This is a genomic window from Mycobacterium sp. 663a-19 (assembly GCF_035616495.1).
Classification (GTDB): domain Bacteria; phylum Actinomycetota; class Actinomycetes; order Mycobacteriales; family Mycobacteriaceae; genus Mycobacterium.
The window spans coordinates 81,601-104,589 of record NZ_JAPJAV010000002.1; the positions used below are offsets into that span (position 1 = coordinate 81,601).

The 22,989-nt window shown below is 69.3% G+C and carries 23 protein-coding genes and 1 pseudogene; 9 read left to right on the forward strand and 15 right to left on the reverse strand.

From position 1 onward, the window contains the following. Positions 1-22 precede the first annotated feature (22 nt). Positions 23-673 carry a TetR/AcrR family transcriptional regulator gene (locus tag OQ968_RS04680; RefSeq protein ID WP_324675235.1) on the reverse strand — a complete coding sequence of 217 codons (651 nt, stop codon included), beginning with the start codon at positions 671-673 and terminating at the stop codon, positions 23-25. 72 nt (positions 674-745) lie between these two features. Between OQ968_RS04680 and OQ968_RS04685 the strand changes: the two genes are divergently transcribed. Then, positions 746-1,963, forward strand: coding sequence for an oxygenase MpaB family protein (locus tag OQ968_RS04685; RefSeq protein ID WP_324675236.1), 1,218 nt, complete (start codon positions 746-748; stop codon positions 1,961-1,963). Positions 1,964-2,047: 84 nt separating this feature from the next. On the opposite strand, the gene OQ968_RS04690 is transcribed toward OQ968_RS04685, so the two are convergent. From OQ968_RS04690 to OQ968_RS04700, 3 genes are all read right to left on the reverse strand, one after another. Beyond that, positions 2,048-3,094 (reverse strand): L,D-transpeptidase, encoded by a 1,047-nt coding sequence (locus tag OQ968_RS04690; protein ID WP_420715830.1) that lies wholly within the window; start codon positions 3,092-3,094, stop codon positions 2,048-2,050. A 117-nt stretch (positions 3,095-3,211) separates the two neighbouring features. After that, complete coding sequence (locus OQ968_RS04695; protein ID WP_324675240.1) at positions 3,212-4,450, reverse strand: MFS transporter; 1,239 nt, start codon at positions 4,448-4,450, stop codon at positions 3,212-3,214. 135 nt (positions 4,451-4,585) lie between these two features. Beyond that, entirely contained in the window at positions 4,586-4,876 is a 291-nt protein-coding gene (locus OQ968_RS04700; protein WP_324675242.1) for a metal-sensitive transcriptional regulator, read from the reverse strand. Positions 4,877-5,004: 128 nt separating this feature from the next. Here OQ968_RS04700 and ilvD point away from each other — a divergent pair, with 128 nt between their 5' ends. Continuing rightward, positions 5,005-6,702 (forward strand): dihydroxy-acid dehydratase, encoded by a 1,698-nt coding sequence (gene ilvD / locus OQ968_RS04705; RefSeq protein ID WP_324675244.1) that lies wholly within the window; start codon positions 5,005-5,007, stop codon positions 6,700-6,702. A gap of 3 nt (positions 6,703-6,705) precedes the next feature. Here ilvD and OQ968_RS04710 read toward each other — a convergent pair whose 3' ends face one another. Beyond that, the gene (locus tag OQ968_RS04710; protein ID WP_324675246.1) at positions 6,706-7,143 is read right to left on the reverse strand and encodes an SPW repeat protein; all 438 of its coding nucleotides are present in this window, start codon (positions 7,141-7,143) and stop codon (positions 6,706-6,708) included. A gap of 146 nt (positions 7,144-7,289) precedes the next feature. Here OQ968_RS04710 and OQ968_RS04715 point away from each other — a divergent pair, with 146 nt between their 5' ends. Next, positions 7,290-8,273, forward strand: coding sequence for a nitronate monooxygenase (locus tag OQ968_RS04715; RefSeq protein ID WP_324675247.1), 984 nt, complete (start codon positions 7,290-7,292; stop codon positions 8,271-8,273). A gap of 5 nt (positions 8,274-8,278) precedes the next feature. On the opposite strand, the gene OQ968_RS04720 is transcribed toward OQ968_RS04715, so the two are convergent. After that, positions 8,279-8,938 carry an O-methyltransferase gene (locus OQ968_RS04720; RefSeq protein WP_324675249.1) on the reverse strand — a complete coding sequence of 220 codons (660 nt, stop codon included), beginning with the start codon at positions 8,936-8,938 and terminating at the stop codon, positions 8,279-8,281. 88 nt (positions 8,939-9,026) lie between these two features. On the opposite strand from OQ968_RS04720, the gene mymT reads away from it, so the two are divergent. Then, positions 9,027-9,173, forward strand: coding sequence for a metallothionein MymT (gene mymT / locus OQ968_RS04725; protein WP_324675251.1), 147 nt, complete (start codon positions 9,027-9,029; stop codon positions 9,171-9,173). A 31-nt stretch (positions 9,174-9,204) separates the two neighbouring features. On the opposite strand, the gene OQ968_RS04730 is transcribed toward mymT, so the two are convergent. The 4 genes from OQ968_RS04730 to OQ968_RS04745 form a co-directional block, all read right to left on the reverse strand. Further along, on the reverse strand, positions 9,205-11,319 hold the full coding sequence (locus tag OQ968_RS04730; RefSeq protein WP_324675253.1) for a beta-glucosidase: 2,115 nt from the start codon (positions 11,317-11,319) through the stop codon (positions 9,205-9,207). After that, positions 11,316-11,816 carry a TIGR04338 family metallohydrolase gene (locus tag OQ968_RS04735; RefSeq protein ID WP_324675255.1) on the reverse strand — a complete coding sequence of 167 codons (501 nt, stop codon included), beginning with the start codon at positions 11,814-11,816 and terminating at the stop codon, positions 11,316-11,318. Before OQ968_RS04735 ends, OQ968_RS04730 begins: the two co-directional genes overlap by 4 nt. Next, positions 11,813-12,562, reverse strand: a complete 750-nt coding sequence (locus OQ968_RS04740) for a DUF2786 domain-containing protein (protein WP_324675257.1) — start codon at positions 12,560-12,562, stop codon at positions 11,813-11,815. Before OQ968_RS04740 ends, OQ968_RS04735 begins: the two co-directional genes overlap by 4 nt. 97 nt (positions 12,563-12,659) lie before the next feature. Continuing rightward, positions 12,660-13,499 carry a lysophospholipase gene (locus tag OQ968_RS04745; protein WP_324675259.1) on the reverse strand — a complete coding sequence of 280 codons (840 nt, stop codon included), beginning with the start codon at positions 13,497-13,499 and terminating at the stop codon, positions 12,660-12,662. Between OQ968_RS04745 and OQ968_RS04750 the strand changes: the two are divergent. The 5 genes and pseudogenes from OQ968_RS04750 (at position 13,447) to OQ968_RS04770 (ending at position 19,375) form a co-directional block, all read left to right on the forward strand. Further along, positions 13,447-14,548: pseudogene (locus OQ968_RS04750) on the forward strand (sigma-70 family RNA polymerase sigma factor). The gene OQ968_RS04745 and the pseudogene OQ968_RS04750 overlap by 53 nt on opposite strands. After that, positions 14,545-15,972 carry an alpha/beta hydrolase domain-containing protein gene (locus OQ968_RS04755; protein WP_324675261.1) on the forward strand — a complete coding sequence of 476 codons (1,428 nt, stop codon included), beginning with the start codon at positions 14,545-14,547 and terminating at the stop codon, positions 15,970-15,972. The pseudogene OQ968_RS04750 and the gene OQ968_RS04755 overlap by 4 nt, the downstream one beginning before the upstream one ends. 9 nt (positions 15,973-15,981) lie before the next feature. Further along, entirely contained in the window at positions 15,982-16,707 is a 726-nt protein-coding gene (locus OQ968_RS04760; RefSeq protein WP_324675263.1) for a pirin family protein, read from the forward strand. Between the two features lie 36 nt (positions 16,708-16,743). Continuing rightward, a complete protein-coding gene (locus OQ968_RS04765; RefSeq protein ID WP_324675265.1) occupies positions 16,744-18,186 on the forward strand; it encodes a YhgE/Pip domain-containing protein in 1,443 nt (480 codons plus the stop codon). A gap of 79 nt (positions 18,187-18,265) precedes the next feature. Then, positions 18,266-19,375 (forward strand): phosphodiester glycosidase family protein, encoded by a 1,110-nt coding sequence (locus OQ968_RS04770; RefSeq protein WP_324675918.1) that lies wholly within the window; start codon positions 18,266-18,268, stop codon positions 19,373-19,375. Here the strand turns inward: OQ968_RS04770 and OQ968_RS04775 are convergent. From OQ968_RS04775 to OQ968_RS04795, 5 genes are read right to left on the reverse strand one after another with little or no spacing between them, the layout of a single operon-like run. Further along, positions 19,368-20,069 carry a YoaK family protein gene (locus OQ968_RS04775; protein ID WP_324675266.1) on the reverse strand — a complete coding sequence of 234 codons (702 nt, stop codon included), beginning with the start codon at positions 20,067-20,069 and terminating at the stop codon, positions 19,368-19,370. The genes OQ968_RS04770 and OQ968_RS04775 overlap by 8 nt on opposite strands. 3 nt (positions 20,070-20,072) lie before the next feature. Then, positions 20,073-20,762, reverse strand: a complete 690-nt coding sequence (locus tag OQ968_RS04780) for a hypothetical protein (protein WP_324675268.1) — start codon at positions 20,760-20,762, stop codon at positions 20,073-20,075. Then, the gene (locus OQ968_RS04785; protein WP_324675270.1) at positions 20,729-21,286 is read right to left on the reverse strand and encodes a mammalian cell entry protein; all 558 of its coding nucleotides are present in this window, start codon (positions 21,284-21,286) and stop codon (positions 20,729-20,731) included. The genes OQ968_RS04780 and OQ968_RS04785 overlap by 34 nt, the downstream gene beginning before the upstream one ends. Then, positions 21,283-22,269, reverse strand: coding sequence for an RDD family protein (locus OQ968_RS04790; RefSeq protein ID WP_420715831.1), 987 nt, complete (start codon positions 22,267-22,269; stop codon positions 21,283-21,285). The genes OQ968_RS04785 and OQ968_RS04790 overlap by 4 nt, the downstream gene beginning before the upstream one ends. Beyond that, the gene (locus OQ968_RS04795) at positions 22,266-22,964 is read right to left on the reverse strand and encodes an Mce protein (protein WP_420715832.1); all 699 of its coding nucleotides are present in this window, start codon (positions 22,962-22,964) and stop codon (positions 22,266-22,268) included. Before OQ968_RS04795 ends, OQ968_RS04790 begins: the two co-directional genes overlap by 4 nt. Positions 22,965-22,989: the final 25 nt, after the last annotated feature.

Consider the following 22,989-nt stretch of genomic DNA (forward strand, 5'->3'; position numbering starts at 1 on the left):
AGCCCCGAGCGCCGGCCACCTGTTACGGCGCCAGTTGTTCGTGTGACCGGTTCACGCCGCGGACCACGGCGACGCACAGGTCGGCGCAGACGGCCGCCAGTTCGGCAGTGGTTTCCCGCGGATCATCGAGCCAGGATTCGATGATCTGGTTGACCCCGCCGACCATGAACAGCGCGCCCCGCCGCAGCTCGGTGGCACTCGGCGTGTCGGCGCCGAGAACGTCCGGGCTGTGGCGGATCACCTGCTCGGTGATCATGTCGAGGATGTGTTTGCGGTGGCTCGCCAGACCCGGAACGCCGGTCACGTCGCCGGTGGCGATGCGGTGGACATGGGGGTCGGCAGCAATGATGTCGAGGAACGCCGTCAGGGCCGAGCGCAGTTTGTCGGTGAGGGTGCCGGGGTCACCGACGCCGGCGGCGACCATCGCTTCGAGCAATTCGTCACGAACGTCGTCGGCGACGGCGAACAGCAGCGCGTCCCGGTTCGGAAAGTGCTCGTAGAAATAGCGCGGGATCAGCCCCGCCGCGTTGCACACGCCGCGGACGGTCACCTCGGTGATTCCCGATTCGCCCCAGATCTGCCGTCCGGCGGCGAGCAGTTTGCGGCGGCGTTCGGCCCGGCGGTCGGCTGCGCTGATGCCGCCGTAGTCGCGCACCACGTCCGCGCGTTTCATTGACAGCACCATACCCGCAGCCTACATTCGGATCACATACGTTATCCAAATTCGCGCCCGAGGAGAGCGGCGATGAATGTGTCGATTCCGGCTCGCCACCCCGACCAACCTCGCGCGGTTCCGGCTGCCGTTCGGTTGTTTGCAGCATCGCTGGGCGTCCGCAAGCCCACCCCGGATCAGTGGCGGATACTCGGCGAGCGACTGACCGCCGGCGACGAGCCGATGGACCGCCTTGTCGAGTGGATGGCCGATGCCGGGATGGAGCGGACGCGCCCACTATTCGACCGGGCGCTCGCCCATGGCATCGACAATGTGCCCGAGGCACCGGCATCGTTGCGCGAGTTCTTCCTTCGGGTCGAGGCGACTCCGGACTGGGTCGACTGGAATCAGCTGCGACGAGGACAACGCGCGCTGCGCAGGGGTGGCGCCGACGGAATGTACGTCGCACGCGACGTCTCCCTCCTTGGCGGATATCAGTTCTCGGGCTTCAACAAGACGCTCCTGCGGACGGGCGCGCTGGAGAAGGGCTCGAACCAGCGTTTCGCCGAGACCATGCAGTGGGCGATGGATGTCATCGCCCCAGGCGGCTTGGCGCCGCTCGGGGTAGGCTACCGGTCCACGATCCGAGTTCGGCTGATCCACGCGTTGGTACGCCGACACGTGGCGGCAATGCCCGACTGGCGCGCCGACGAATGGGGTGTGCCGGTCAACCAGACCGATATGGCTGCCACGCTGGTCGGCGCGCTCATTGCGCCGCCTGCGGGCGCGATGGGGATGGGAATCCTGCCTGCGCCGGGAGAACTCGACGCGATCGCACACGTGACCCGGTACGTCGGCTGGCTGATCGGCGTGCGCGACGAGTGGCTACCCCACAACTTCCGCGACGGCATCCGTGTCCTCTACCACACGCTTACCGCACTCTCCAATCCCGACGAATCCACAAAACAGCTGGCGGTCCCGATGGGAGACGACCCGTTGATCTGGCACTACCGCACGCTTCCGAAGCTGCGCCGTCGTGTTGCGCGGGCCCAGCACCTATCGGTGACGAGCGGCTTCTTGGGCCCCCGCGCGATGCGCAGGCTCGGCCTGCCCTACATGCCGCCGTGGTATCCGTTGCTGCGGATACCGATCAACATGACCCGCAGCCTCGCCGCCGTGACCATCCCTGGCGGGCTGGACCGCGCAGCCGCCCGCGGCGCGCAGGAGCAGGAAACCTTGCTGCACATCATGATCGGCGACGGAAAGGCAGCGATCGGCGACTCCGCCGTGCATGTAAGCAGGGTCGCTTGACACGGGTCTAGCGGTGAGCAGACGCAAAATCGCCCTATTTCCAAGGGAAATGGGCGATTTTGCGTCTGCTCGGCGAGATAAGGGTTACGTCTGCCAGTCGTTGGACCCGTCGTTCTTGGAGTAACTCCCACCGGTGGAGTTCTTCACGATGATCGGGTCGCCCGCGCCGAAGTTGTCGTAGAACCACCTCGCGTTGGCGGGACTGATGTTGATGCAGCCGTGGCTGACGTCGCGCTTGCCCTGGTCGTCCACCGACCACGGGGCGCTGTGCACGAAGTCGCCGCTGTTGTCGAACCGCACGGCGAGGTCGACGTTCACCTTGTAGCCGTACGTCGAGTTGACCGGGACCCCGTAGGTCGAGGAGTCCATCACCACCGTGGGCATCTTCTCCTGCACGTAGTAGGTGCCGTTGGGGGTTTGGTGATTGCCGGCCGACATGCCCATCGACATCGGGATGGTCTTCTCCACGGTGCCGTTGCGGGTGACCGTCAGCTGGTGCGTGGCGTCGTCGGCGGTGGCGATCAGCGTGTCACCGGTCCGGAAGGTCGACACCGCCCCGCCCGCGTCGACGGTCACCGCGGTGTGGGCGGGCCAGAAGCTCAATGGGCGCCAGCGCAGCTGCGTTGGCGTCATCCAATAGAACTTGCCGGGAACCGGTGGGACCGACGAGACGTGGACGGCGTCTATGGCCGCGCCGGCGTCGTCGACCCGGCTCGGGAAGTTGATGATGATCGGCTGGCCCACCCCGACGGTCGAGCCGCCCGCGGGCAGGATTTTCGGCGGCCCGAACGGGGCCGTGCCGGTGAACGGCGTCGGGTTCTGCCCGGCCACGGGACCGGCGGCGGCCGGCTGCGCGAACGGGTTGGCCGCCGGCGGCGGAGGCACCAACGGATTGGGCGGCGGCGGGGGCGCCAGCGGGTCACCCGGTGGCGGCGGTGGCGGCGGCGCCACCAGCGGCGGCGGCGCGGGCGGGTCCGCGGGAGGCGCGGCAACCACGCCGGGATCGCCGGGCGGCGGGTCCGGATCCGCCACGGCGGGGCCGGCGCCGAGCACCAGCAGGGCGGCGATTCCGGCTGCGTTCAGAGCCGCGAAGAGGCCTCTCCCAGTCCAGGCCGTCATCCAGCTCGGCATATGCATCCCTCCAGTCAGGTGTGGCAACCAGTGTCGCATAGCGCGGTGGCCAGCTATCTAATCCGTGCCCGGGCAAGGCCGTTCAGCGGCGCAATTCATGCTCGTTGAGCTGGGAGTTTATGAATCGCGTGAGCTTGCCGACGGAACAGCCAGCATATGCCGGTAGGCCGCGATGCCGGCCAGCGCGGCCCCCATCAACCCGGCCGACGCGGTCAGCATCAGCGCGATGCTGCGCTCATACAACAACCCGCCCGCCAGCGAGCCGGCCATGATGCCGACCTGGAACGCCGTCACGTACACGCCGGAGGCCCCGTCGGGGTCGTCGGCGCCGCTGCGCATGGCGGCGGACTGCATCATCGGCGACACCGCCGTGGCCATCGCGCCCCACAGCACGATCGCGGCGGTGCCGATCACCGCCGTCGCCACCGAGGTTCGCCCGGTGAGCGCCAGCGCGGTCAGCACCACGAACGCCCCGGTCAGCCCCGCCATGCACAGGATGATGGCGCCCCGGGGACGGCGGTCCAGCGACCGCGCCGCCAACGGCACCGACAACAGCCCCGCCACCCCGTAGGCCGCCAGCACCCAGGCCAGGCTGGCCCCGCGCACCCCGACGACGTTGCGGATGATCACCACGATGAAGGTGTAGGACACGAAATGGCCCGTCACCGCGACCATGGCGAGCAGGCTCACCGTCAGCAACCGCCGGTTGCGGTGATGCCGCGACCGGCGGCCGACGTGCGCGAGCTGGTGCTCGGTGAGCACCATCGCCGGCAGCGTGATCCGGGCCGCCACCGTGACGATGGCCGCCGCGACGGTCACGCACACCACCGCCAGCCGCCAGCCCCACATCAGGCTCATGGCCGCGGTCAGCGGGCTGCCCACCACCAGCGCCAGGCTGGTCCCGATGTACATCGACGTGGTGGCGCGCCCGGCATGGCTGGGCGGCACCAGCCGGATGGCGATCGGAGCGATCACCGACCACAGCACGCCGTGGGTGACCGCGCAGAGCACCCGTCCCGCCGCCAGCACGGCGAAGTTGGGCGCCAGCGCCGAGATGAGCTGAGAGGCGGTCAGGCAGGTCAGGCTCATGACCAGCGTCCGGCGCCGGGGCCAGTGCGCGGTCCAGCGCACCAGCGGAACCGTGGTCAGGGCCGCCACCAGCGCGTACCACGTCAGCAGGGTGCCCACCACGACCAGGCTGACGTGCAGGTCGCGCGCGATCGCCGAAATCGCGCCGACGGGCAGGATCTCGGCGGTCACATAGACGAAGGCCGCCGCCGCCAGCACCGCCAGCTGCGCGGCGACCCGCGGCGTCCACGTGCGCGCCGTAGGGGTGGTTCCGGTTTCGGCAGTCATAGCGGCGGCATCGGCCGGGCTTTCCGGTATCTGGGGAATAGTTGCTGGCGCGCTCACAATGCCCTCACGGTACGCACCGCCGCAACGGGTTCAGCCAATCTTGGGTTTCAACACGGGTATCAACAAAGTCACCGATTAGGAACGAACGAGGCGCGCGATGGCCGCCGACGCCTCGGCGAGCTTGTCGTCGGCCTCGTGCCCGCCCTCGGCGACGGCGCGGGTGACGCAGTGGCCCAGATGCTCGTCGAGCAGGTTCAGCGCCACCGACCGCAAGGCGCTGTTGACCGCGCTGATCTGAGTCAGGACGTCGATGCAGTATTTGTCTTCCTCGATCATCCGCGCGATTCCACGCACTTGACCTTCGATGCGCCGCAGCCTCTTGGCGTAATTGTCTTTCTGCTGCGAATATCCGTGTGCCGTCGTCATTTTTTCTCGAAATCCCTCTCGAAATCCCTCTCGAAACCCCTCGGCCGATTTATCGCCAGTCTACGCTATACCCCGCTGGGGTATAACCCGCGCATTTGCGGCGCGACCGGCCCCCGCATACTTGAAAAATGCCCGCCACCCCCGACATCAAGCCGCGCAGCCGTGACGTCACCGACGGCCTGGAGAAGGCCGCCGCCCGCGGCATGCTGCGGGCGGTCGGCATGGGAGACGAAGACTTCGCCAAGCCGCAGATCGGGGTCGCGTCGTCGTGGAACGAGATCACGCCGTGCAACCTGTCCCTGGACCGGCTCGCCAAGGCGGTCAAGGAAGGGGTGTTCGCTGCCGGCGGCTACCCGCTCGAGTTCGGGACGATCTCGGTTTCCGACGGCATCTCGATGGGCCACGAGGGCATGCACTTCTCGCTGGTGTCCCGCGAGGTGATCGCGGACAGCGTCGAAACCGTGATGCAGGCCGAGCGGCTGGACGGGTCGGTGCTGCTGGCCGGGTGCGACAAATCGCTGCCCGGAATGCTGATGGCCGCCGCCCGACTCGACCTGGCGGCGGTGTTCCTCTATGCGGGCTCCATCCTGCCGGGGGTGGCCAAGCTGTCCGACGGCAGCGAGCGCGAGGTCACCATCATCGACGCGTTCGAGGCGGTGGGCGCATGCTCCCGCGGGTTGATGCCGCGCGAGGACGTCGACGCCATCGAGCGGGCGATCTGCCCCGGCGAGGGGGCCTGTGGCGGCATGTACACCGCCAACACCATGGCCAGCGCCGCCGAGGCCCTCGGCATGTCCCTGCCCGGCAGCGCCGCGCCGCCGGCGACCGACCGCCGCCGCGACGGCTTCGCGCGGCGCAGCGGCCAGGCCGTCATCGAGTTGCTGCGCCGCGGCATCACCGCCCGCGACATCCTCACCAAAGAGGCGTTCGAAAACGCGATCGCGGTGGTGATGGCCTTCGGCGGCTCGACCAACGCGGTGCTGCACCTGCTGGCCATCGCGCACGAGGCCGACGTCGAGCTGACCCTCGACGACTTCAGCCGGATCGGTTCCAAGGTGCCCCACCTGGCCGACGTCAAACCCTTTGGCCGCCATGTGATGTTCGATGTCGACCACATCGGCGGCGTTCCGGTGATCATGAAGGCGCTGCTGGACGCCGGCCTGCTGCACGGCGACTGCCTGACGGTGACCGGTGCGACCATGGCCGAGAACCTCGCCGCCATCGCCCCGCCCGACCCGGACGGCAAGGTGCTGCGGGCGCTGGACAACCCGATCCACCCCACCGGCGGCATCACGATCCTGCACGGATCGCTGGCGCCCGATGGCGCGGTGGTCAAGACGGCCGGCTTCGATTCCGACGTGTTCGAAGGCACCGCAAGGGTTTTCGACGGCGAGCGAGCCGCGCTGGATGCCCTCGAGGACGGCACCATCACCGCGGGCGACGCCGTGGTGATCCGCTACGAGGGGCCCAAGGGCGGCCCCGGGATGCGCGAAATGCTCGCCATCACCGGCGCGATCAAGGGCGCCGGCCTGGGCAAGGACGTGCTGCTGCTCACCGACGGCCGGTTCTCCGGCGGGACCACCGGCCTGTGCGTGGGCCACGTCGCGCCGGAGGCGGTCGACGGCGGGCCGATCGCGTTCCTGCGCGACGGCGACCGTGTTCGGCTCGACGTGGCGGGCCGAACCCTGGACGTGCTGGCCGACGCGGCCGAATTCGCCGCGCGGCGAAAGGGTTTCACCCCTCCCCCGCCGCGCTACAAGACCGGCGTACTGGCCAAGTACGTCAAGCTCGTCGGCTCGGCCGCGATCGGCGCGGTCTGCGGTTAGGTATTAGGAGCCGGTCTCCGCGCGCGTGCGCATGCCGAAGTAGGTGGCGTTGAGACCGAGGAACGTCATCAACGCGCCCGCAACGACATTCGACCAGATCATGCCGGCGGTCAGCGCGATGCCCGGCAGGATCCACGGCGAGACGATGACCCACACGCCCAGTACCGGCAACGTCCAGGTCATGCCGTGCGCGCGATCCAGCGTGGTCGCGAACCCGTACGCCAAGAACGCCACCGCGATCCCGGCGATCAGGTCGGAGGTGGCAAGCGATCCCGTCCCGCTGAACCCGACGATCCACGGTGACGCGGCCACGTACAGGCCCGTCAGCAGAGCCAGGCCGAAGGTGAAATGCGCACTCATCGACTCGGCAACGCGCTCGTAGCGCGCCCGCAGAGCCAACAAATCCGGATGGTGATCGATTGATGAATGGACTGTGCTCATTTTGTGACCTTTCTGTTATGCAGCAAGCCTTTTGGGCTGGCTGCAAACCACCCATCTGCTGCCAGATTACGCTCGATCGGCAACCGCCAGCAACGAAAATGGGGTCGCCGGGGGCGCACCGCACCGGCCGCGTAGCGTCGTAGCACATGGACATCGCGGACCGGCTGCACCTCGACGTTCCGATTGGGCAAGCGGGAATGGGCGGCGGGCTGGCGGACGCGGCGCTGGCGGCCGCGGTCGCCAAGGCGGGTGGATTGGGAACGCTGGGCATCACCACCCCCGCCCGGCTATGGGCGTCGATCGAGCGGGTGCGCGAAGAGGCGCCGGGGCGCGCCGTCGCGGTAAACCTGTTGATGCCCTTCGTCCGTCGTCCCCACGTCGCGGCGTGCGTCGACACCCGGGTGGACGCCGTCGTGCTGGCCTTCGGGGAAAAGCGGGGGCTCGTCGAGCACCTGCACGAAGCCGGGATCTTCGTCTTCGTGATGGTCGGCACCGAAGCGCAGGCGCGTGCCGCGATCGACGGGGGCGCCGACGGCCTGATCGCCCAGGGGCGCGAGGCGGGCGGCCACCTGGTCGGCACCATGCCGGCGCTCGACTTCCTGCCGCACGCCGTCGGCGCGGCCGGGAAGCGCCCGGTGTTTGTGGCCGGCGGCATCGCCACCGCCGCCGACACGCGCGCCGCGCTGGACGCCGGAGCCGACGGTGTCATCGCGGGCACGCGATTCCTGCTGACGCACGAGGCCAACGCGAGCCGCGAATATCAGCGACGAATCATGCAGGCGGACAAGACGATCGAGACCAACCTGTTCGGCTTGAGCTGGCCGCTGCGCCACCGCGTGGTGCCCAACGCGGCCACCCGCCGCTGGTGTGGCGACGACGGCAAGGCCAAGGCACTGCCCGCCGCCCTCAACGCCGTCAGCCGCCCACTGTCGGTGTTGGGGTATTTCGATGCGGGCGCGCTGATGCGCCTGCAATCGCCGGCCCTTCCGTTCTTCACACCGCTGGCGCCGGTAGCCGGGGTTCCCGACTCCTGGTTGGAAAGCGCCGCGCTGTATGCCGGCGAAACCGTGCTGCGCATCGACGAACTCAGCTCCGCCGCGCAGGCCGTCGCCGACCTCACCCCGCGCTGAGCGCCCTACCGCACCAACGCGAACGCGAAACCGTCCCATTCCTTGGCCCCGACCGTCTGGATCACCGCCGTGTCCAGCCGCGGGTGCTCACCCATCGCCTGCAGCGCCTGCCGCGTCGCCCGCACCCTGGCGTCGTCGCAGTCCGGCTCGAGGATCCGGCCCTCCCGAATGACGTTGTCCAGCACGATGACTGAACCCGGGCGAGCCAGGCGCACCGCCCACTCCAGGTACGCCACGTTGTTCTCCTTGTCGGCGTCGATGAACACCAGGTCGAAGGGGCCGCCGGTCACCGTGGGCAACGTGTCCAGCGCGGCCCCGACGATCACCTCGACCCGGTCGGCGACGCCGGCCCGCCGCAGGTTGGCCCGCGCGACCTCGGCGTGCTTCGGCTCGTACTCCAGCGTCACCACCCGGCCGTCCGGTCCCGCGCCGCGTGCCAGCCAGATGGTGCTGTAACCGCCCAGCGTGCCGATCTCGAGGATGCGCCGCGCCGCGATCGCCCCGGCCAGCAGGCTCAGGAACTTGCCCTGCTGGGCCGACACCGCGATCTGCGGCAACCCCGCCGCGTTGCTGGACTCCACCGCCGCGGCCAGCGCGGGGTCGTCGCCGACCACCGTGTCGTCCAGGAAGGCGTCGACGTCTTGCGGGGTTGGTTGGTGCGTCATGCCGCCCACGCTAGTCGAGGGTATTTACGGGATACCCGTATGGGGTATATAGTGGGAGTGTCCACGAAACCGGGAAGGGTGATGGGAAATGACAAACTACGAAGCAGGAACCCAGCTCACCTGCGGCCACGAGGGCTGCGGGTGTCGCGTTCGCATCGAGGTTCCCTGCCACTGCTCCGGTGCGGGTGAGCCCTACCGCTGCACGTGCGGCGACGAGCTGACCCCCGTCCAGTAACCGCCGCGGCCGGCCGCACGTCGGGCCTCGATCAGCGCCCGAACGTGCGACCGGCCAGCTCCACCTCGGCATCCAGCCGCAGCGCGACCGCCGACACGCCCACCGCCACCGAGTACGCGCCGGGCGCGACGCGCCAGCCGCCACGGGCGCCGTCGTAGCGGGCGAGCAGTCGCGGATCGGCCTCGATGGTGACCCGCCGGGCCGCACCCGGCTCCAGCTCGACCCGCTCGAATCCCAGCAACCGCAGGCATTTCCCGCCGGGGACCGCCGTCAGGTACAGCTGGGGCACGTCGGCGCCGGCGCGATCGCCGACGTTGACGACGGTGAACGTGGCCTCGACGGTGTCGCCACCGGTCACCACCAGGTCGCGGTACTCAAAGCTGGTGTAGGACAAGCCATGTCCGAAGGCGAACATCGGCGTCCGGCCCGTCCTCGCGAACCAGCGGTAGCCGACGTCGGCCCCCTCGAAGTAGTCGATGGTGATCGGCGTCCCCCAGCCGGCGCCGGGGTCGGGCAGTTCCGGGCGCGGCGTCTGGCCGAGGTCCGCGGGGAAGGTGATCGGCAGCCGTCCCGACGGATTCACCCGGCCCGCAAGGACTTCCGCGATCGCCTGGCCGCCGGTTTGGCCCGGGTACCACGCCTGCACGATGGCGGCCACCGAGTCCCGCCAGGGCATGGCCACCGGGTTGCCGGTCTCCAGCACGACGACGGTGTTCGGGTTGGCGGCCGCCACGGCGGCGATCATCGCGTCCTGACCCCAGGGCAGCGACAGGTCGGCGGCGTCGAAGCCCTCCCCCTCGGCGCGGACCGCGAACACGATCGCGACGTCGGCTCGCCGCGCCGCCCGCAGCGCCTCCGCCGCACCGACGCCGGGGTCGAACTCGATCTGCGCGTGCGGAAACTGCTTTCGCAGCTCTTCCAGCGGGCTCGACGGCAGTAGGTAGAGATTGCGCAGCGAGCCCATCAGGCCGTTACCCCCGATGGGCACCACGCCCGCGTAGCCGCCGGGCGGAACGACGGCACTCGAACCGAAACCGGCGGCGACGCCCACCTGTGCGTATCCGCCGATGACCGCGATGCGCGCCGTGCCGGGCGGCAGCGGCAGCACGCCGCGGTTGGTCAGCAACACGATGCCCTGCCGCGCCACCCGCAACGCAATCTCGTTGTGCGCGTCCAGGTCCGGGGGCGGCGACGGCTCCCCGTGGTCGACTCCGACGGCGAACATCGACCGCAGGATCCGCCGGACCATGTCCGAGAGACGCGCCTTGGAGAGCGCCCCGTTCGCGTACGCGGTGCGCAGCTGCTCGGAGAACGCCTCCGACTGCCAGAACATGACGTCGAGCTGGGCTCCGCACTCCTGGTCCAGCCCGGCCAGCGCGCATTCCCAGCCCGGGGTGCCACCCCAGTCGGACATCACCCAGCCGCGAAACCCCCACGCGCCCTTCAGCACCCCGTTGATCAGCGCGTCATTCGCGGACGCGTAGGCGCCGTTGACCTTGTTGTAGGCCGTCATCACCGCGCCGGGCTGCGACCGCTCGACGGCGATCTCGAAGGCCAGCAGGTCGGATTCGCGGTGGGCGTCGGGATCGATGACCGCGTCCAGCCAGTGCCGGTTGGTCTCGTTGCAGTTCAGCGAGTAGTGCTTGACGGTCGAAATGACGCCCTGCCCCTGTATCCCGTTGACCGACTCGGCGGCGATCGTCGCGGTCAAAAGCGGGTCCTCGGAAAGGTATTCGAAGTTGCGGCCGTTGCGCGGGTCGCGTGCCAGGTTCATCGACCCGGCGAGTTGCACGTTGATCCCCCGGGTGCGCGCCTCGCGGCCGATCACCTCGCCGGCGGCACGGGCGAGCGGCGGGTCGAAGCCCGCGGCCAACGCCTGCCCCGAGGGCAGCGCGGTGGCGGTGTCGCCCGGGCGATAGCCGAGGTTGGCGACGCCGAGCCCGGCGTCGTTCATGCGTAGCGCCGGGATGCCCAGGCGCGCAACGCCCGGTGTGTAGCCCGAGGTCGTCGCGACGTCGGGCGGGATGCGCTCGTCGCGCAGCGGCCACATTTCGCTTGGGCCGATCACGCAGACCAGCAGGGCAAACCGCTCGTCGTCGGTCATCCGGGATTCGACCTCGCGCGCCCGCGCGTCGGGATCGCTCACCGCGCGCCCTCTTTCGCGTACACGACGCGCAGCACGTGCCCGAGCTCCGGCCCCATCACCAGCTCCGCCAGCTCGCAGATGGTCGCGACGAACTCCGGCCCGTGCGCCGGCTCGGCCCGGCACAGGTGATGCGCCACCTCGTGCAGCACCACCAGCTCGCGCAGCGCCCAGTCGGCGGTGTCGCGGTCGGGAACCGCGATAACGCCTGCGCCGTCGTGGTTTTCGTAGTGCGCGGCGGTGGCGGCCCGCCGCGTCCGCACCCGCAGCGGCGACACGTCGGGCCAGCGTTGCCGCACCGCCGGTAGCGCAAGCACCTCGTCAACATAGCGCTGCGCGGACGCGACCGAGCCGAATCGGGCTTCCGGCGGCAGCGTCAGCTGGGTGCCGAAGAACTCGACGACGGGCGATCCGTGCTCGGCGGCGCGGTCGAACAGGGTCCGGACGAACTCCTCGGCGGCGTACACCCTGGCGCGCTGGGAGTCCCGGGCACCGATCACCGGCGCAATGCGCCGCGGGCACCGGGCAGCTCGGGGCTGTTGCCCAGCCGCGCCCGCCTGCCCGCCCGGTCACCCGCGCGGCGCGCCGCCGACGAATACCCCGCCGTCGCGCGGCTGACCTGATAGGTGCCCCGCGCCTTGGACGCGCTGCGATAGTAGTCGCGCAGCTCGAGCTCCTTGTCGCGCAACGCGATAGCGGTGCCCGGCGGGCGGCGGCAATCCTTGGTGGCGTCGCGCCGGGCCTCGTCGCGGGCCTCGGCCAGTCGCTGGCCCACGCGGGCGCCGAACGCCAGCTGGAAGTTGAGCCGGGCGGTGATCGTCGGCGTGGGCCGGTGCGCGCCCGAGGCGAGGTAGGCGTCCGACGCCCGCACCATCTGGACGACCAGGCTGGCGTACAGGGCGTGGGTGGCGTCGATGTCCTCGGCGAACCCGTACGCGTAGACGAACGTCGAGTTGGACGCCACGTCGCAGCGCACGTCGTTGGCCGCGGCGATCACCACGAACAGCTGCACGTAGGTCCGCAGCCCCTTGCTGCCCGCCGCCCCGATGGTGATCGTCCGCTGCGTCGGGGCCTGCGCCGCCGACCGGTTGGCCGAATGGGACCTGGCCACCGCCAAATCGATGGAGGCCGCCGTCGCCAGCCGCTGCGCGGCGCTCATGAACGCGTCCGCCTCGTGCGGGTTGTCGGTGCCCTCGGCCTGACGCAGCAGCGCGGCGATGCGCGCCAGCATCTTGTCGTCAGTCATAGCGCCGCTCCTCCTCATCGCTACGCTCTGCATCGTCGCCGGCGCGCGTCACCTGCGCCAAACTACCGGAGCCCTACGACATCTCGCGGACGGCCACTCACAGCCGTTCGGTGATCCAGGAGACCACGTCGTCGAGGACCTGGTCGCGCTCCGGCTCGTTGAACACCTCGTGGTACAGGCCGGGGTAGACCTTCAGCGTCACGTCGGTGGACCCCACGCATTCGACCAGGCGGCGGCTGCCCTCGACGGGAATCAGCCGGTCGTCGGAGCCGTGCACCACCAGCAGCGGCGCGGTCAGCGCCGGCGCCCGCCGCGGCATGGTCTCGCCGACCTGCAGCAGCGCGCGTCCGATGCCCGTCGGCACCTTGCCGTGGTACACCAGCGGGTCGGCGTTGTAGGCCGCCACCACCGCGGGGTCCCGGGATATCGCGTCGACGTCGAGTTCCTGCACCGGAAGCCCGGGCGCGACGACACCGAGGACCTTGGCCGCGACCGCCATCACCGGGTTCACCTGCTCCTGTGCGGCCACCGCCGGGCCCGACAGCACCATCATGTCGTAGTTGTCCGGGCGCTCGACGCCGTAGGCGAAGACGATCGCCCCGCCCATGCTGTGCCCGAGCACGATGCACTTGAGGCCGTGGTGCTCGCGGTGGGCGATGCCGACCAGGGTGTCGAAGTCGGCGGTGTACTCGGAGATGTCCCGCACCACCACCCGCTTGCCGCCGGAGCGGCCGTGGCCGCGGTGGTCCAGCGCGTAGGTGACCAGCCCGGCGTCGCCGAAGCGCCGCGCGACATGATCGTAGCGGCGGGCGTATTCGCCGAGGCCGTGCGACAGCACGACCACGCCCCGCGGCGGGGTGTCCGGCGTCCAGACGTCGTAGACGATGCGCACGCCGCCCAGGCCGTCGAAATTCCGTTCGCTGCGGGTCGTACTCATCATGTGGCAGCGTAGTGGCCACCTCGGCCGGGCCTGTCAGAGGCTCTGCGTAGGCTCGTGGCGTGACCGTGCTCGCAGAAAACCCTCAGCGCGAGCCCGACGGGGATTTCTCGGCCCATGCCGAGCCATTCCGCCGCGAGCTGCTGGCGCACTGCTATCGGATGACGGGGTCCGTGCACGACGCGGAGGACCTGGTGCAAGAGACCCTGCTGCGGGCCTGGAAGGCCTACGACCGTTTCGAGGGCAAGTCGTCGATACGGACCTGGCTGCATCGCATCGCCACCAACACCTGCCTGAGCGCGCTGGAGGGCCGGCAGCGCCGGCCGTTGCCGACCGGGCTGGGGAGTCCCAGCTCGGATCCCACCGCGGAGCTGGTGGAGCGCGGCGAGGTGCCCTGGCTCGAGCCGCTGCCCGACCCGGCGGCCGACCCGGCCGACCCGTCGGTCATCGTCGAGTCCCGCGAGTCGGTGCGGTTGGCGTTCGTCGCTGCGCTGCAGCACCTCTCGCCGCGGCAACGGGCGGTGCTGCTGCTTCGCGACGTGCTGCAGTGGAAGGCCGCCGAGGTTGCCGACGCGATCGGCACCACCACGACCGCCGTCAACAGCCTGCTGCAGCGGGCCCGCTCGCAGCTGGAGGCCGTCGGCCCCGGCTCCGGCGACCGGTTGGCGGCGCCGGAATCCGCGGCGGCCCAGGACCTGCTGGCCCGCTACATCGCGGCGTTCGAGACCTACGACATCGACCGGTTGGTGGAGCTGTTCACCGCCGAGGCGGTCTGGGAGATGCCGCCGTACACCGGCTGGTACCGGGGCGCGCGGGACATCATCACCCTCATCCACCAGCAGTGTCCCGCGGAATCGCCCGGCGACATGCGCATGATCCCGTTGACGGCCAACGGCCAGCCCGCCGCGGCGATGTACATGCGCGCCGGCGAGGTGCACGTGCCGTTCCAGTTGCACGTGCTGGACGTGCGCGACGATGGGGTCTCACACGTGGTGGCCTTCCTCGACGACGCGTTGTTCGCGAAATTCGGGCTGCCGAAGGCGCTATGAGCCGATCCCCCGTCGTCGAACCCGTGCCGGGGCACCCGCTGCTGCTGTTGGGCGCCTTCCCGGTTCACGACGTGGGCTACGGCGCGCAGGAGTTCTTCGTCTCCGGCACCGCGTCGTCCTACACCCCGACCGGGGACCTCGGCCCCGAAGGCGTATGGAGCGTAACACCAAGCGGCACAGCTGATTTCACGACCCGGATCGTGGCGCTGACGCCGGCCGACCGGGCGCGGTTCAACGGCACGGTGCTCGTCGAATGGCTCAACGTGAGCGGCGGGATCGACGCGCCGGCCGTCTGGATGATGGCCCATCGCGAGATGATCCGGGCGGGCTACGCCTACGTCGCGGTCTCGGCCCAGCAGGTCGGCGTGCACGGCGGCGCGAACCTGCTCGGGATCGACATGTCCCTCCAGAGTCAGGACCCGGACCGCTACGGGCGCCTGAGCCACCCGGGCGACGCCTTCGCCTTCGACATCTTCTCCCAGATCGGCGGGCTCGTGCGAAGCGCCGACTCGGGCGTCCTCGGCGACCTGCGCCCGCAACACGTCATCGCCATCGGCGAGTCGCAATCGGCGATGTTCCTCACCACCTACATCAACGGTGTCGATCCGCTCGCCCGGGTCTACGACGGCTTCCTGGTGCATTCCCGATTCGGGCCGGCCGCCCATTTCGACAGCAGTTCCCTGATCACCGAACTGGAATCGTCCGACGCGCAGCTGCCGGTGCGGTTCCGCCCGGACCTGCGCGTCCCGCTCATCACGATCATCACCGAAACGGACCTCGTCGGCCACGTGCCGCTGGGCTATTACTTCGCAAGGCAGCCCGACGACGAGTGGCTGCGGGTCTGGGAGATTCCCGGCGCCGCCCATGCCGACAACTACACGATCCACGTGGCGCCGATCGACACCGGCTCGGCGCCCCTCGACGACATCGTGGCGGCCTACGCGCCGACGAAGATGCTGATGGGTCAGCAACTCGGGCACTACATCAACTTCTCGCCGCAACACCACTACGTGGTGCAGGCCGCACTGGCCGCGCTCGCCGAGTGGGTGCGAACCGGGCGGCCGGCGCCCGGCGCCCCGCCCATAGAGATGCGTGAGACCCACGAAGCCGAAGAGCCCCAACCGATTCTGGATCGCAACGGCCTGGCCCTGGGCGGCATCCGGACACCGTGGGTGGATGTCCCGACCGCGCGGACGTCGTCCGTCGTCCCCGAGGACAACATCATGGCGGCGATCTTCGGCTCCGGCGAACCGTTCGACGACGCCACCCTGCGCCGGCTCTACCCGGGCGGCGCCGGCGAATACCTCGATCGGTTCACGGCCGCGCTCGACACCGCGATCCGGTCCGGGTTCATCCTGCCGGCGGATCGCGAGGAGATCCTCCAGCTCGCCGCGGCGACGTACCCGGGCAAGGCCGAACATTAGGCTGGGGTGATGCCCGCCAACTCCGAGATTCGGCGTGCGGCCGACCGGGCCGTCACCACCACGTCGTGGCTGAAATCCAGGCATTCGTTCTCGTTCGGCGACCACTACGACCCGGACAACACCCACCACGGGCTGCTGCTGGTGAACAACGACGACATCGTCGAGCCCGCAAGCGGATTCGACACCCACCCGCACCGCGACATGGAGATCGTGACCTGGGTGCTGCAAGGCGAACTGACGCACCAGGATTCGGCCGGCAACCGCGGGGTGATCTACCCGGGCCTGGCTCAACGCATGTCGGCCGGCAGCGGGATCCTGCACTCGGAGAAGAACGATTCGTCCACGGAGCCCGTGCATTTCGTGCAGATGTGGGTGATCCCCGACGAGACCGCGATCGCGCCCAGCTACCAGCAGCACGAGATCGGCTCCGAGCTGCGGGGCGCCGAACTTGTGACCATCGCCTCAGGCATCCCCGGTCGTGAGGCGGCCATCACGTTGCATAACCGCAGCGCCGCGCTGCACGGCGCGCGGCTGGCGCCCGGTGCCGCGGTCGAGCTGCCCGAGGCGCCCTACCTGCATCTATTCCTGCCGCGCGGGCGGGCGACGGTGGAGGGGGTGGGCGAGCTGGACCGGGGCGACGCGGTCCGGTTCACCGACGCCGGCGGCCGGCGGGTGACCGCGAGCGAGCCGACGGAACTGCTTGTCTGGGAGATGCATGCCGGGCTGGGCGGCTGAGACCACATAGAGTGGGCTCGACAGACAGGAGCCCGCATGTCTCAATCGCAGCCGCGGCACGCGGCGCCGAACCCCAAGCGAAACATAAAAGCGCTTCGGACCGTGCGGTTCTGGGCGTTGCCGATCGTCGTCACGCTGGCCCTCATGTCGGCGCTGTGTGCGCTGTATCTGGGCGGCATCTTGAACCCGACGACCAACCTGCGGCATTTCCCCATCGCCGTGGTGAACCAGGACGCCGGTCCGGCGGGCAAGCAGATCGTCGACGGCCTGGTCGCCGGTTTGGACAAGGACAAGTTCGACATCCGGGTGGTGTCCCGCGACGAGGCCAAGCGCCTGCTGGACAGGGCCCAGGTGTATGGGGAGGCGGTGATACCGCCGGGCTTCTCGTCGTCGCTGCGCGACTACGGCACGAGCGCGGTCATGCCCACCCGCGCCGAGCGCCCGGTGATCTCGATCTCGACGAACCCGCGCGCGGGAACCCTCGGCTCCAGCATCGCCGGACAGACCCTGACCCAGGCGATGGGCGTGGTCAATACCAAAGTGGGTCAACGACTTACGGCCGAGGTGGCGGCGCAAACCGGCGGGGCCCCGTTGGCGGGCGCTTCGACGATCGGGCTGGCCAGCCCGATCGACATCAAGTCCGGCGTGTACAACCCGCTGCCGAACGGGACCGGAAACGGGCTCTCCGCCTTCTATTACGCGCTGTTGCTGTTGCTGGCGGGTTTTACCGGCAGCATTGTGGTGAGCACGCTGGTGGACTCGCTGCTCGGCTACGTGCCGGCCGAATGGGGCCCGGTGTATCGCTTCGCCGAGCAGGCCAACATCTCGCGATTCCGCACGCTGTTGGTCAAGTGGGGAATCATGGTGATCCTGGCGCTGCTCACCTCGGCGGTGTACCTGGCGATCGCCCACGGCCTCGGGATGCCGATCCCGCTCGGCTGGCAGCTATGGCTGTACGGCGTTTTCGCGATCGTCGCGGTGGGCGTCACGTCCAGCTCCCTGATCGCGGTGCTGGGCTCGATGGGTCTGCTGTTTTCCATGCTGATCTTCGTGATCCTCGGGCTTCCGTCGGCGGGCGCCACCGTCCCGCTGGAGGCGGTGCCGTCGTTCTTCCGCTGGCTGGCCGAGTTCGAGCCGATGCATCAGGTGTTCCTGGGCGTGCGGTCGCTGGTCTACCTCGGTGGCCACGGGGACGCCGGGCTGGCACAGGCGTTGCTGATGACGTCCGTCGGCCTCGTCATCGGCGTGCTGGTGGGAGGCATCATCACAAACCTCTACGACCGCAAGGGTTTTCACCGGATCCCGGGGGCGGTCGAGCTGGCGATCGCCGCCGAGCATCAGGCCCAGCATCAGGCGCGCGCCAGCAAGGAGAGCGCGCGTGCCGCCAAGCCCGAGGGCGAGCAGCAGCCGGCCGACGGCAGCGAGCCGGATGACGGCAGGGAGCCGGACGCGGACGAAAGCTCAAGCGAGCGAACGTAATTCCCGCGCGGCCGAACCGTCACGCGTTTGTTACTTAAGTTGACAGTGTGGCCCGTGTGGCCGATGCTGTGCATGTTGCATCCACACTCGGTCCGAAAGGGCAACCGTGCTGACCCGCCCCCCAGGTTGGCGCCGATTGGCCGCCTGCTGCGCCGCCGTGGCCGCGTGCGCGACACTGGCGTTCGGCACCGGAGCGCCCGTCGCGCGCGCCGCCGATGGCCGGGAAATGCTCGCCGGCGCCATCAGCGCCACCCAGGGTTCCTACCTGGTCTACAACTTCGGCCCCGGCCATCCCACGCCGATGCTCAACGCCGGCGGCAACTGGTACGAGATGAACAACGGCGGCCACCTGATGATCATCAAGAACGCGTCCGGGCGGCTCGCGCCGCACCTGTTGGTGGACAGCCACCAGGGCGACCAGGCGCGCTGCGAGAACAATCCCGCGGCCCGCACCGCCGAGGGACTCTGGCAGGCCTCGGAGATCTACACGCCGCTGCAGGCGTGGCAGCGGATGGGGCAACCGACGATCGCGATCAACGCCAACTTCTTCGACGTGCGCCCGCAGCGGGGCGGCTCCTGGCGGCAGACCGGCTGCAGTTCGCCGCTGGGCGCGTTCGTGGACAACACCAACGGCCAGGGCCGGGCCAACCAGGCGGTCACCGGCACCGTCGCCTACCCGGGCAAGCAAGGCCTTTCGGGCGGCGGCGAGAGCTGGAGCGCGCTGACGACGATGATCCTGCCCTCGGGTGGCGCGCCGTATGTGGTGTGGCCCAAGGGTAAGAACGACTACGACTCGGCGACCCCGGTGATCCAGGATCTGCTCAACAAGAACGCGCGGTTCGTCGCGGTGTCCGGCATCGGGCTGCTGGCCCCCGGCAACACCGGCCAGCTCCACGACGGCGGACCCAGTGCGGCGCGCACGGCGCTGGCCTACGCGAAGCAAAAGGACGAGATGTACATCTTCGAGGGCGGCAGCTACACGCCCGACAACATCCAGGACCTGTTCCGCGGCCTCGGCAGCGACACGGCGGTCTTGCTCGACGGCGGTGGATCGTCGGCCATCGTGCTGCGCCGCGAAACCGGCGGCATGTGGGCCGGCGCCGGGTCGCCGCGGGGATCGTGCGACACCCGGCAGGTGCTGTGCGACTCGCACGAGCGCGGGCTGCCGAGCTGGCTGGCCTTCAACTAGCCGCGGCCGCAGCGGTTTTCGTGACGGTCGGACCGAACCGGAAGATCAGCAGGCTCGCGGTCACCACCGCCGCGGTCACCCCGAACACCGGGGCCACCACGAACTGCGACATCGTGGCTCCGGCGAATGCGCCGGCGCACATGGTGGAAACGACGCTGAAGCGCAGCCTTTCGCGGGCGCCCGTGCCACCGGCCAGGCGGCTGTCCAGGCCGAGGCTGACGATCGTCGACGTCAGGACCGTGGTCGACAGTTCCTGAATCCCGAACTGCCGGGCGCTCGAGTGCTGCAGGCCGAACGTCACCGCGAGGACCCCGATCAGGATCAGCTTGGTGTTGTCGTGATAGCGCAGCGCCCCGGTGCCGCCCAGGATCGACAACGCCGTCAACAGCGTGATTTCGGTCGCCAGCACCGTGGTGATCCACGACCTGGTCCGCTCACCGAAATGCCGCAACAACCGACCGCTGAGGATGGTGGTGCAGACGAAGGTGGGCAGCGCCACCACGACCGCGGTCAGGTCGATGCTGGTTTTCGGGACGAGCCAGAAGCCAAGGAAGATAACGTTTCCGGTCATGTTGGCGACGAAAACGTGGCCGAGCACCAGGATGCTGATCGAGTCGGCAAGGCCGGTGGCGAAGGTCAGCAACAGCAAGGCCGCAACGGTGAGCCGCTCCGACACCGGTGAAGTAACGGCCATGGGCTACGGGTGCGGCGTCAGATCCAGTGAGGTGATGGTCGTCATCCTGGTGACCAGCCAGCGCCCGTTGATCCGCTTCATGAACAAGCGGTAGGAGTAGTACTTCATCGACGGGATGTTCTTGGTCAGCGGGCTGGTCGACGTGGTGTTGGTGTACACGATGACGACGGCGTTGGGGTCATCCAGCGACTCGACCGCCGCGCCGGTGACCTGGGTGTTGCTGGTGACCTTGGCCTGCCTGGTGGGCGCGACGATCGAGTCCGCGAATTTGCGGTACTGGGCCTGGAAGTCGCCGCTGAGATAGGCCGCCGCGCGATCGGCCAGGCGATCCATGTTCTCCGGCGTGTAGGTCCACAGCGCCGTGATTGCGTTGGCCGCGGTCCGCGCCACGTTGAGTTTGGTTGCGTCGGCGGCGCGGTCGGTCAGGTAGGGCTGCAGGGTTGCACCCGCGAACGCCGCGGAGCCGACGAAGAGCACCGCCGCGATCGAGATCGCGATGGCCCTGCCCTTTCCGGCGAGCCACCCGATGCGGATGCGCCTCGCCCTGGCCGGCTTCTCGATCTCGGCCGTCTCCTCGGACTCACTCGCCTCTTCTGACGCCTCCTCGGAGGCCGCTTCCGTTGCCGCGGGGGCGGTTTCGTCCTGCGCCGCTTCGTCGGTCAGATCACCTGCAGCAGGTTGCTGATCTTCCACTGCTTCCCTTCCTGCGTTGCGGTTACCGTCCAGCGATTCGTGTTCTCGATGACCTGTTTCTCGTCGGGCGACTTGGAGGTGACCGCGGTTGCCACCATGACGGTGACGCTGCCGTCGTCGTTCCACCGTTCGACGCCGGTGCCGAGCACGGTGCCCGTCGCCGGTTCGGCGCGGGCCACCTGCAGCAGGATCTCGTTCGCCTTGGCCGTGTACTGCTTGGCGAATTCACCGGTGGCCTGGGCCAATACCCGGTCGATGTAGTTGTTGGCGTGAAACGGGTCGATGGAGGTGAACTCCGTCATGAAGCCCGTCACGTAGCTGAGCACCTGGCGGTCCCTCGAGGCCTGGCGCTCCCTGGACTGGTGAGAGATCAGCATCAAGGCGGACACCGTGATCGCCGCCACCATCAGCAGCGCGGCAAAGGTGAGCGCGAGCGGGTATGCCCACGACCGGGATCGCGGGGGCGGCGGATGGGCGACGAGCAGCGCCTCCTCGCCGGGCCGAAACTTGCGGCGGGGACTCATTTTCCGTTCCCCGGCGGCTTCGGTTTGGTCAACACGGTGAGGTCGTCAACGAGCCAATGGTCGTTCCCGGATTTGGCGAAACTGACCCGAACGGTCGCGCTGATGTACCGTTCGCCGGGTGCCGCGCCGCGCCGGCCCTGCATGAACAGCAGCATCGTCGCCCGGTCCGGCGTCGCCGATTCGACGGCGCCGTCGGTCACCCAGTACTCGTTGATGACCGGCTTGCCCTTCTCCACGACGTCCTGCTGTTCGGCCAGCTTGTGCCGATACTTGTGGGTGGCGAGCGATTGGGCGCGGGCGAAGTCGTCGTGCAACGATTTGGGGTCGTACGTCAGCATCTGCGCGACGATCTTCGGTCCCTGCGTCTCGATCTGGGCCCGGGTGTGTTCGGTCGCCCGATCGCGGGAGTACACCACGGCATAGCTGACGTGGGCGCCGTCCAGGCACAGCAGCGCCGCGATCAGCGCCGTCACCGCGGTCCAGTCCCGTATGTTGCGCGGCCGCCCGTCGGTCTCGACGCGCCGCACCTCGGTGCGCAGCAGCATGTCGGCGAACGTGCGGCGGCCCGAATCCCACAGGGGCCACAGCCATCCCACCACCGATGCGGTGTCGAGGAGGTGGGCCAGGTCCCGGAGTAGCAGCCCCCACGCCCCGACGGTCTCGCCGTCGCGGCGCACCACCGCGATCCCGCACAGCGCGCGTCCCAGGCTCCAGCCGGTGACGGTCGGCAGCACCAACCGGTTGACCAACGTCAGCAGGATGGCCAGCCCGCCGACCGAGGCGCACACCCACAACCACACGCTGTCCACCGGCACCGTGAACGACACCAACGCCATCGTCGTCGCCACGGCGGCGCCGGGCAGCACGTCGACGGCGAACGCTCCCACCCGAACATGCCAGGGCGCCAACGCATTCGGCGGTGCCTCCGAAACGGCCGCCGTGGTCTGGATCTGGGTCGTAGTCTCCTCGACCACCACCGTCACTTCGTCACCTGGTCGAGCTTGGAGATCTTCCACTGGCCCTCGGCGGTCGCCATCTTCACCCGCAGCCGGTAGCCGGTCTCGTTGTCCGCCTTGTCGCTGACCACCTTGACGCGCATCGCGACGAGCACATCGACGGAACCGTCTTTGTTGTTGCGCTCGACGGCGGCGCGCACATCGGACACCTGCACGTGGATGTTGGACGCCTGATACGCCTGGACCAGCATGCTCGTATAGAGCAGCGCCTGGGAGCGGAAAGCGTCCGTGCCGCAGTCGATGATCTTCTGCTCGCTGGCGATCATCGCGTTGGTGTCGGGCGCCTGGGTCGCCGAAACGCACTCGACCGCCGCCTTGAGCGCCGCGGCGTTGCTGCGCGCCGTCACTTGGCTTTCGTGGTGGTAACGCAGCGCGAAGTAGCCACCGGCCCCGATGCCGCCGGCGGCCAGGACCAGCACCGCCGCGATGGCGGCCAGCCACCCGCGGCCCATCCGCGACGGCCGCCGTTCCACACCGGTGTCTCCCGCGTCGGCCGCAACCTCGGCCGCAGCCTCGGCTTCACCCGGCTCCTCGGGCTCCGGCGCGGCCTCGGCCGTCGCCTCGGTGCTGGTTTCCTCGGCGCCGGGTTCCACCAACTTCTCGGGCTCCGGCGCGGCCTCGGCGGTCACCTCGGTGGCCACCTCGGTTTCGTCGGCTCCCACGTCGGAGTCCTGGCGGTTCTTCCGC

Coding starts and splice junctions, on each gene's coding strand:
- OQ968_RS04690 (WP_420715830.1), bottom strand. CDS start 3,094: ATGCCGAGCTGGATGACGGCCTGGACTGGGAGAGGCCTCTTCGCGGCT.
- OQ968_RS04760 (WP_324675263.1), top strand. CDS start 15,982: ATGCCCGCCAACTCCGAGATTCGGCGTGCGGCCGACCGGGCCGTCACC.
- mymT (WP_324675251.1), top strand. CDS start 9,027: ATGACAAACTACGAAGCAGGAACCCAGCTCACCTGCGGCCACGAGGGC.
- OQ968_RS04765 (WP_324675265.1), top strand. CDS start 16,744: ATGTCTCAATCGCAGCCGCGGCACGCGGCGCCGAACCCCAAGCGAAAC.
- OQ968_RS04710 (WP_324675246.1), bottom strand. CDS start 7,143: ATGAGCACAGTCCATTCATCAATCGATCACCATCCGGATTTGTTGGCT.
- OQ968_RS04745 (WP_324675259.1), bottom strand. CDS start 13,499: ATGAGTACGACCCGCAGCGAACGGAATTTCGACGGCCTGGGCGGCGTG.
- ilvD (WP_324675244.1), top strand. CDS start 5,005: ATGCCCGCCACCCCCGACATCAAGCCGCGCAGCCGTGACGTCACCGAC.
- OQ968_RS04720 (WP_324675249.1), bottom strand. CDS start 8,938: ATGACGCACCAACCAACCCCGCAAGACGTCGACGCCTTCCTGGACGAC.
- OQ968_RS04680 (WP_324675235.1), bottom strand. CDS start 673: ATGAAACGCGCGGACGTGGTGCGCGACTACGGCGGCATCAGCGCAGCC.
- OQ968_RS04695 (WP_324675240.1), bottom strand. CDS start 4,450: ATGACTGCCGAAACCGGAACCACCCCTACGGCGCGCACGTGGACGCCG.
- OQ968_RS04715 (WP_324675247.1), top strand. CDS start 7,290: ATGGACATCGCGGACCGGCTGCACCTCGACGTTCCGATTGGGCAAGCG.
- OQ968_RS04685 (WP_324675236.1), top strand. CDS start 746: ATGAATGTGTCGATTCCGGCTCGCCACCCCGACCAACCTCGCGCGGTT.
- OQ968_RS04775 (WP_324675266.1), bottom strand. CDS start 20,069: ATGGCCGTTACTTCACCGGTGTCGGAGCGGCTCACCGTTGCGGCCTTG.
- OQ968_RS04700 (WP_324675242.1), bottom strand. CDS start 4,876: ATGACGACGGCACACGGATATTCGCAGCAGAAAGACAATTACGCCAAG.
- OQ968_RS04740 (WP_324675257.1), bottom strand. CDS start 12,562: ATGACTGACGACAAGATGCTGGCGCGCATCGCCGCGCTGCTGCGTCAG.
- OQ968_RS04785 (WP_324675270.1), bottom strand. CDS start 21,286: ATGAGTCCCCGCCGCAAGTTTCGGCCCGGCGAGGAGGCGCTGCTCGTC.
- OQ968_RS04755 (WP_324675261.1), top strand. CDS start 14,545: ATGAGCCGATCCCCCGTCGTCGAACCCGTGCCGGGGCACCCGCTGCTG.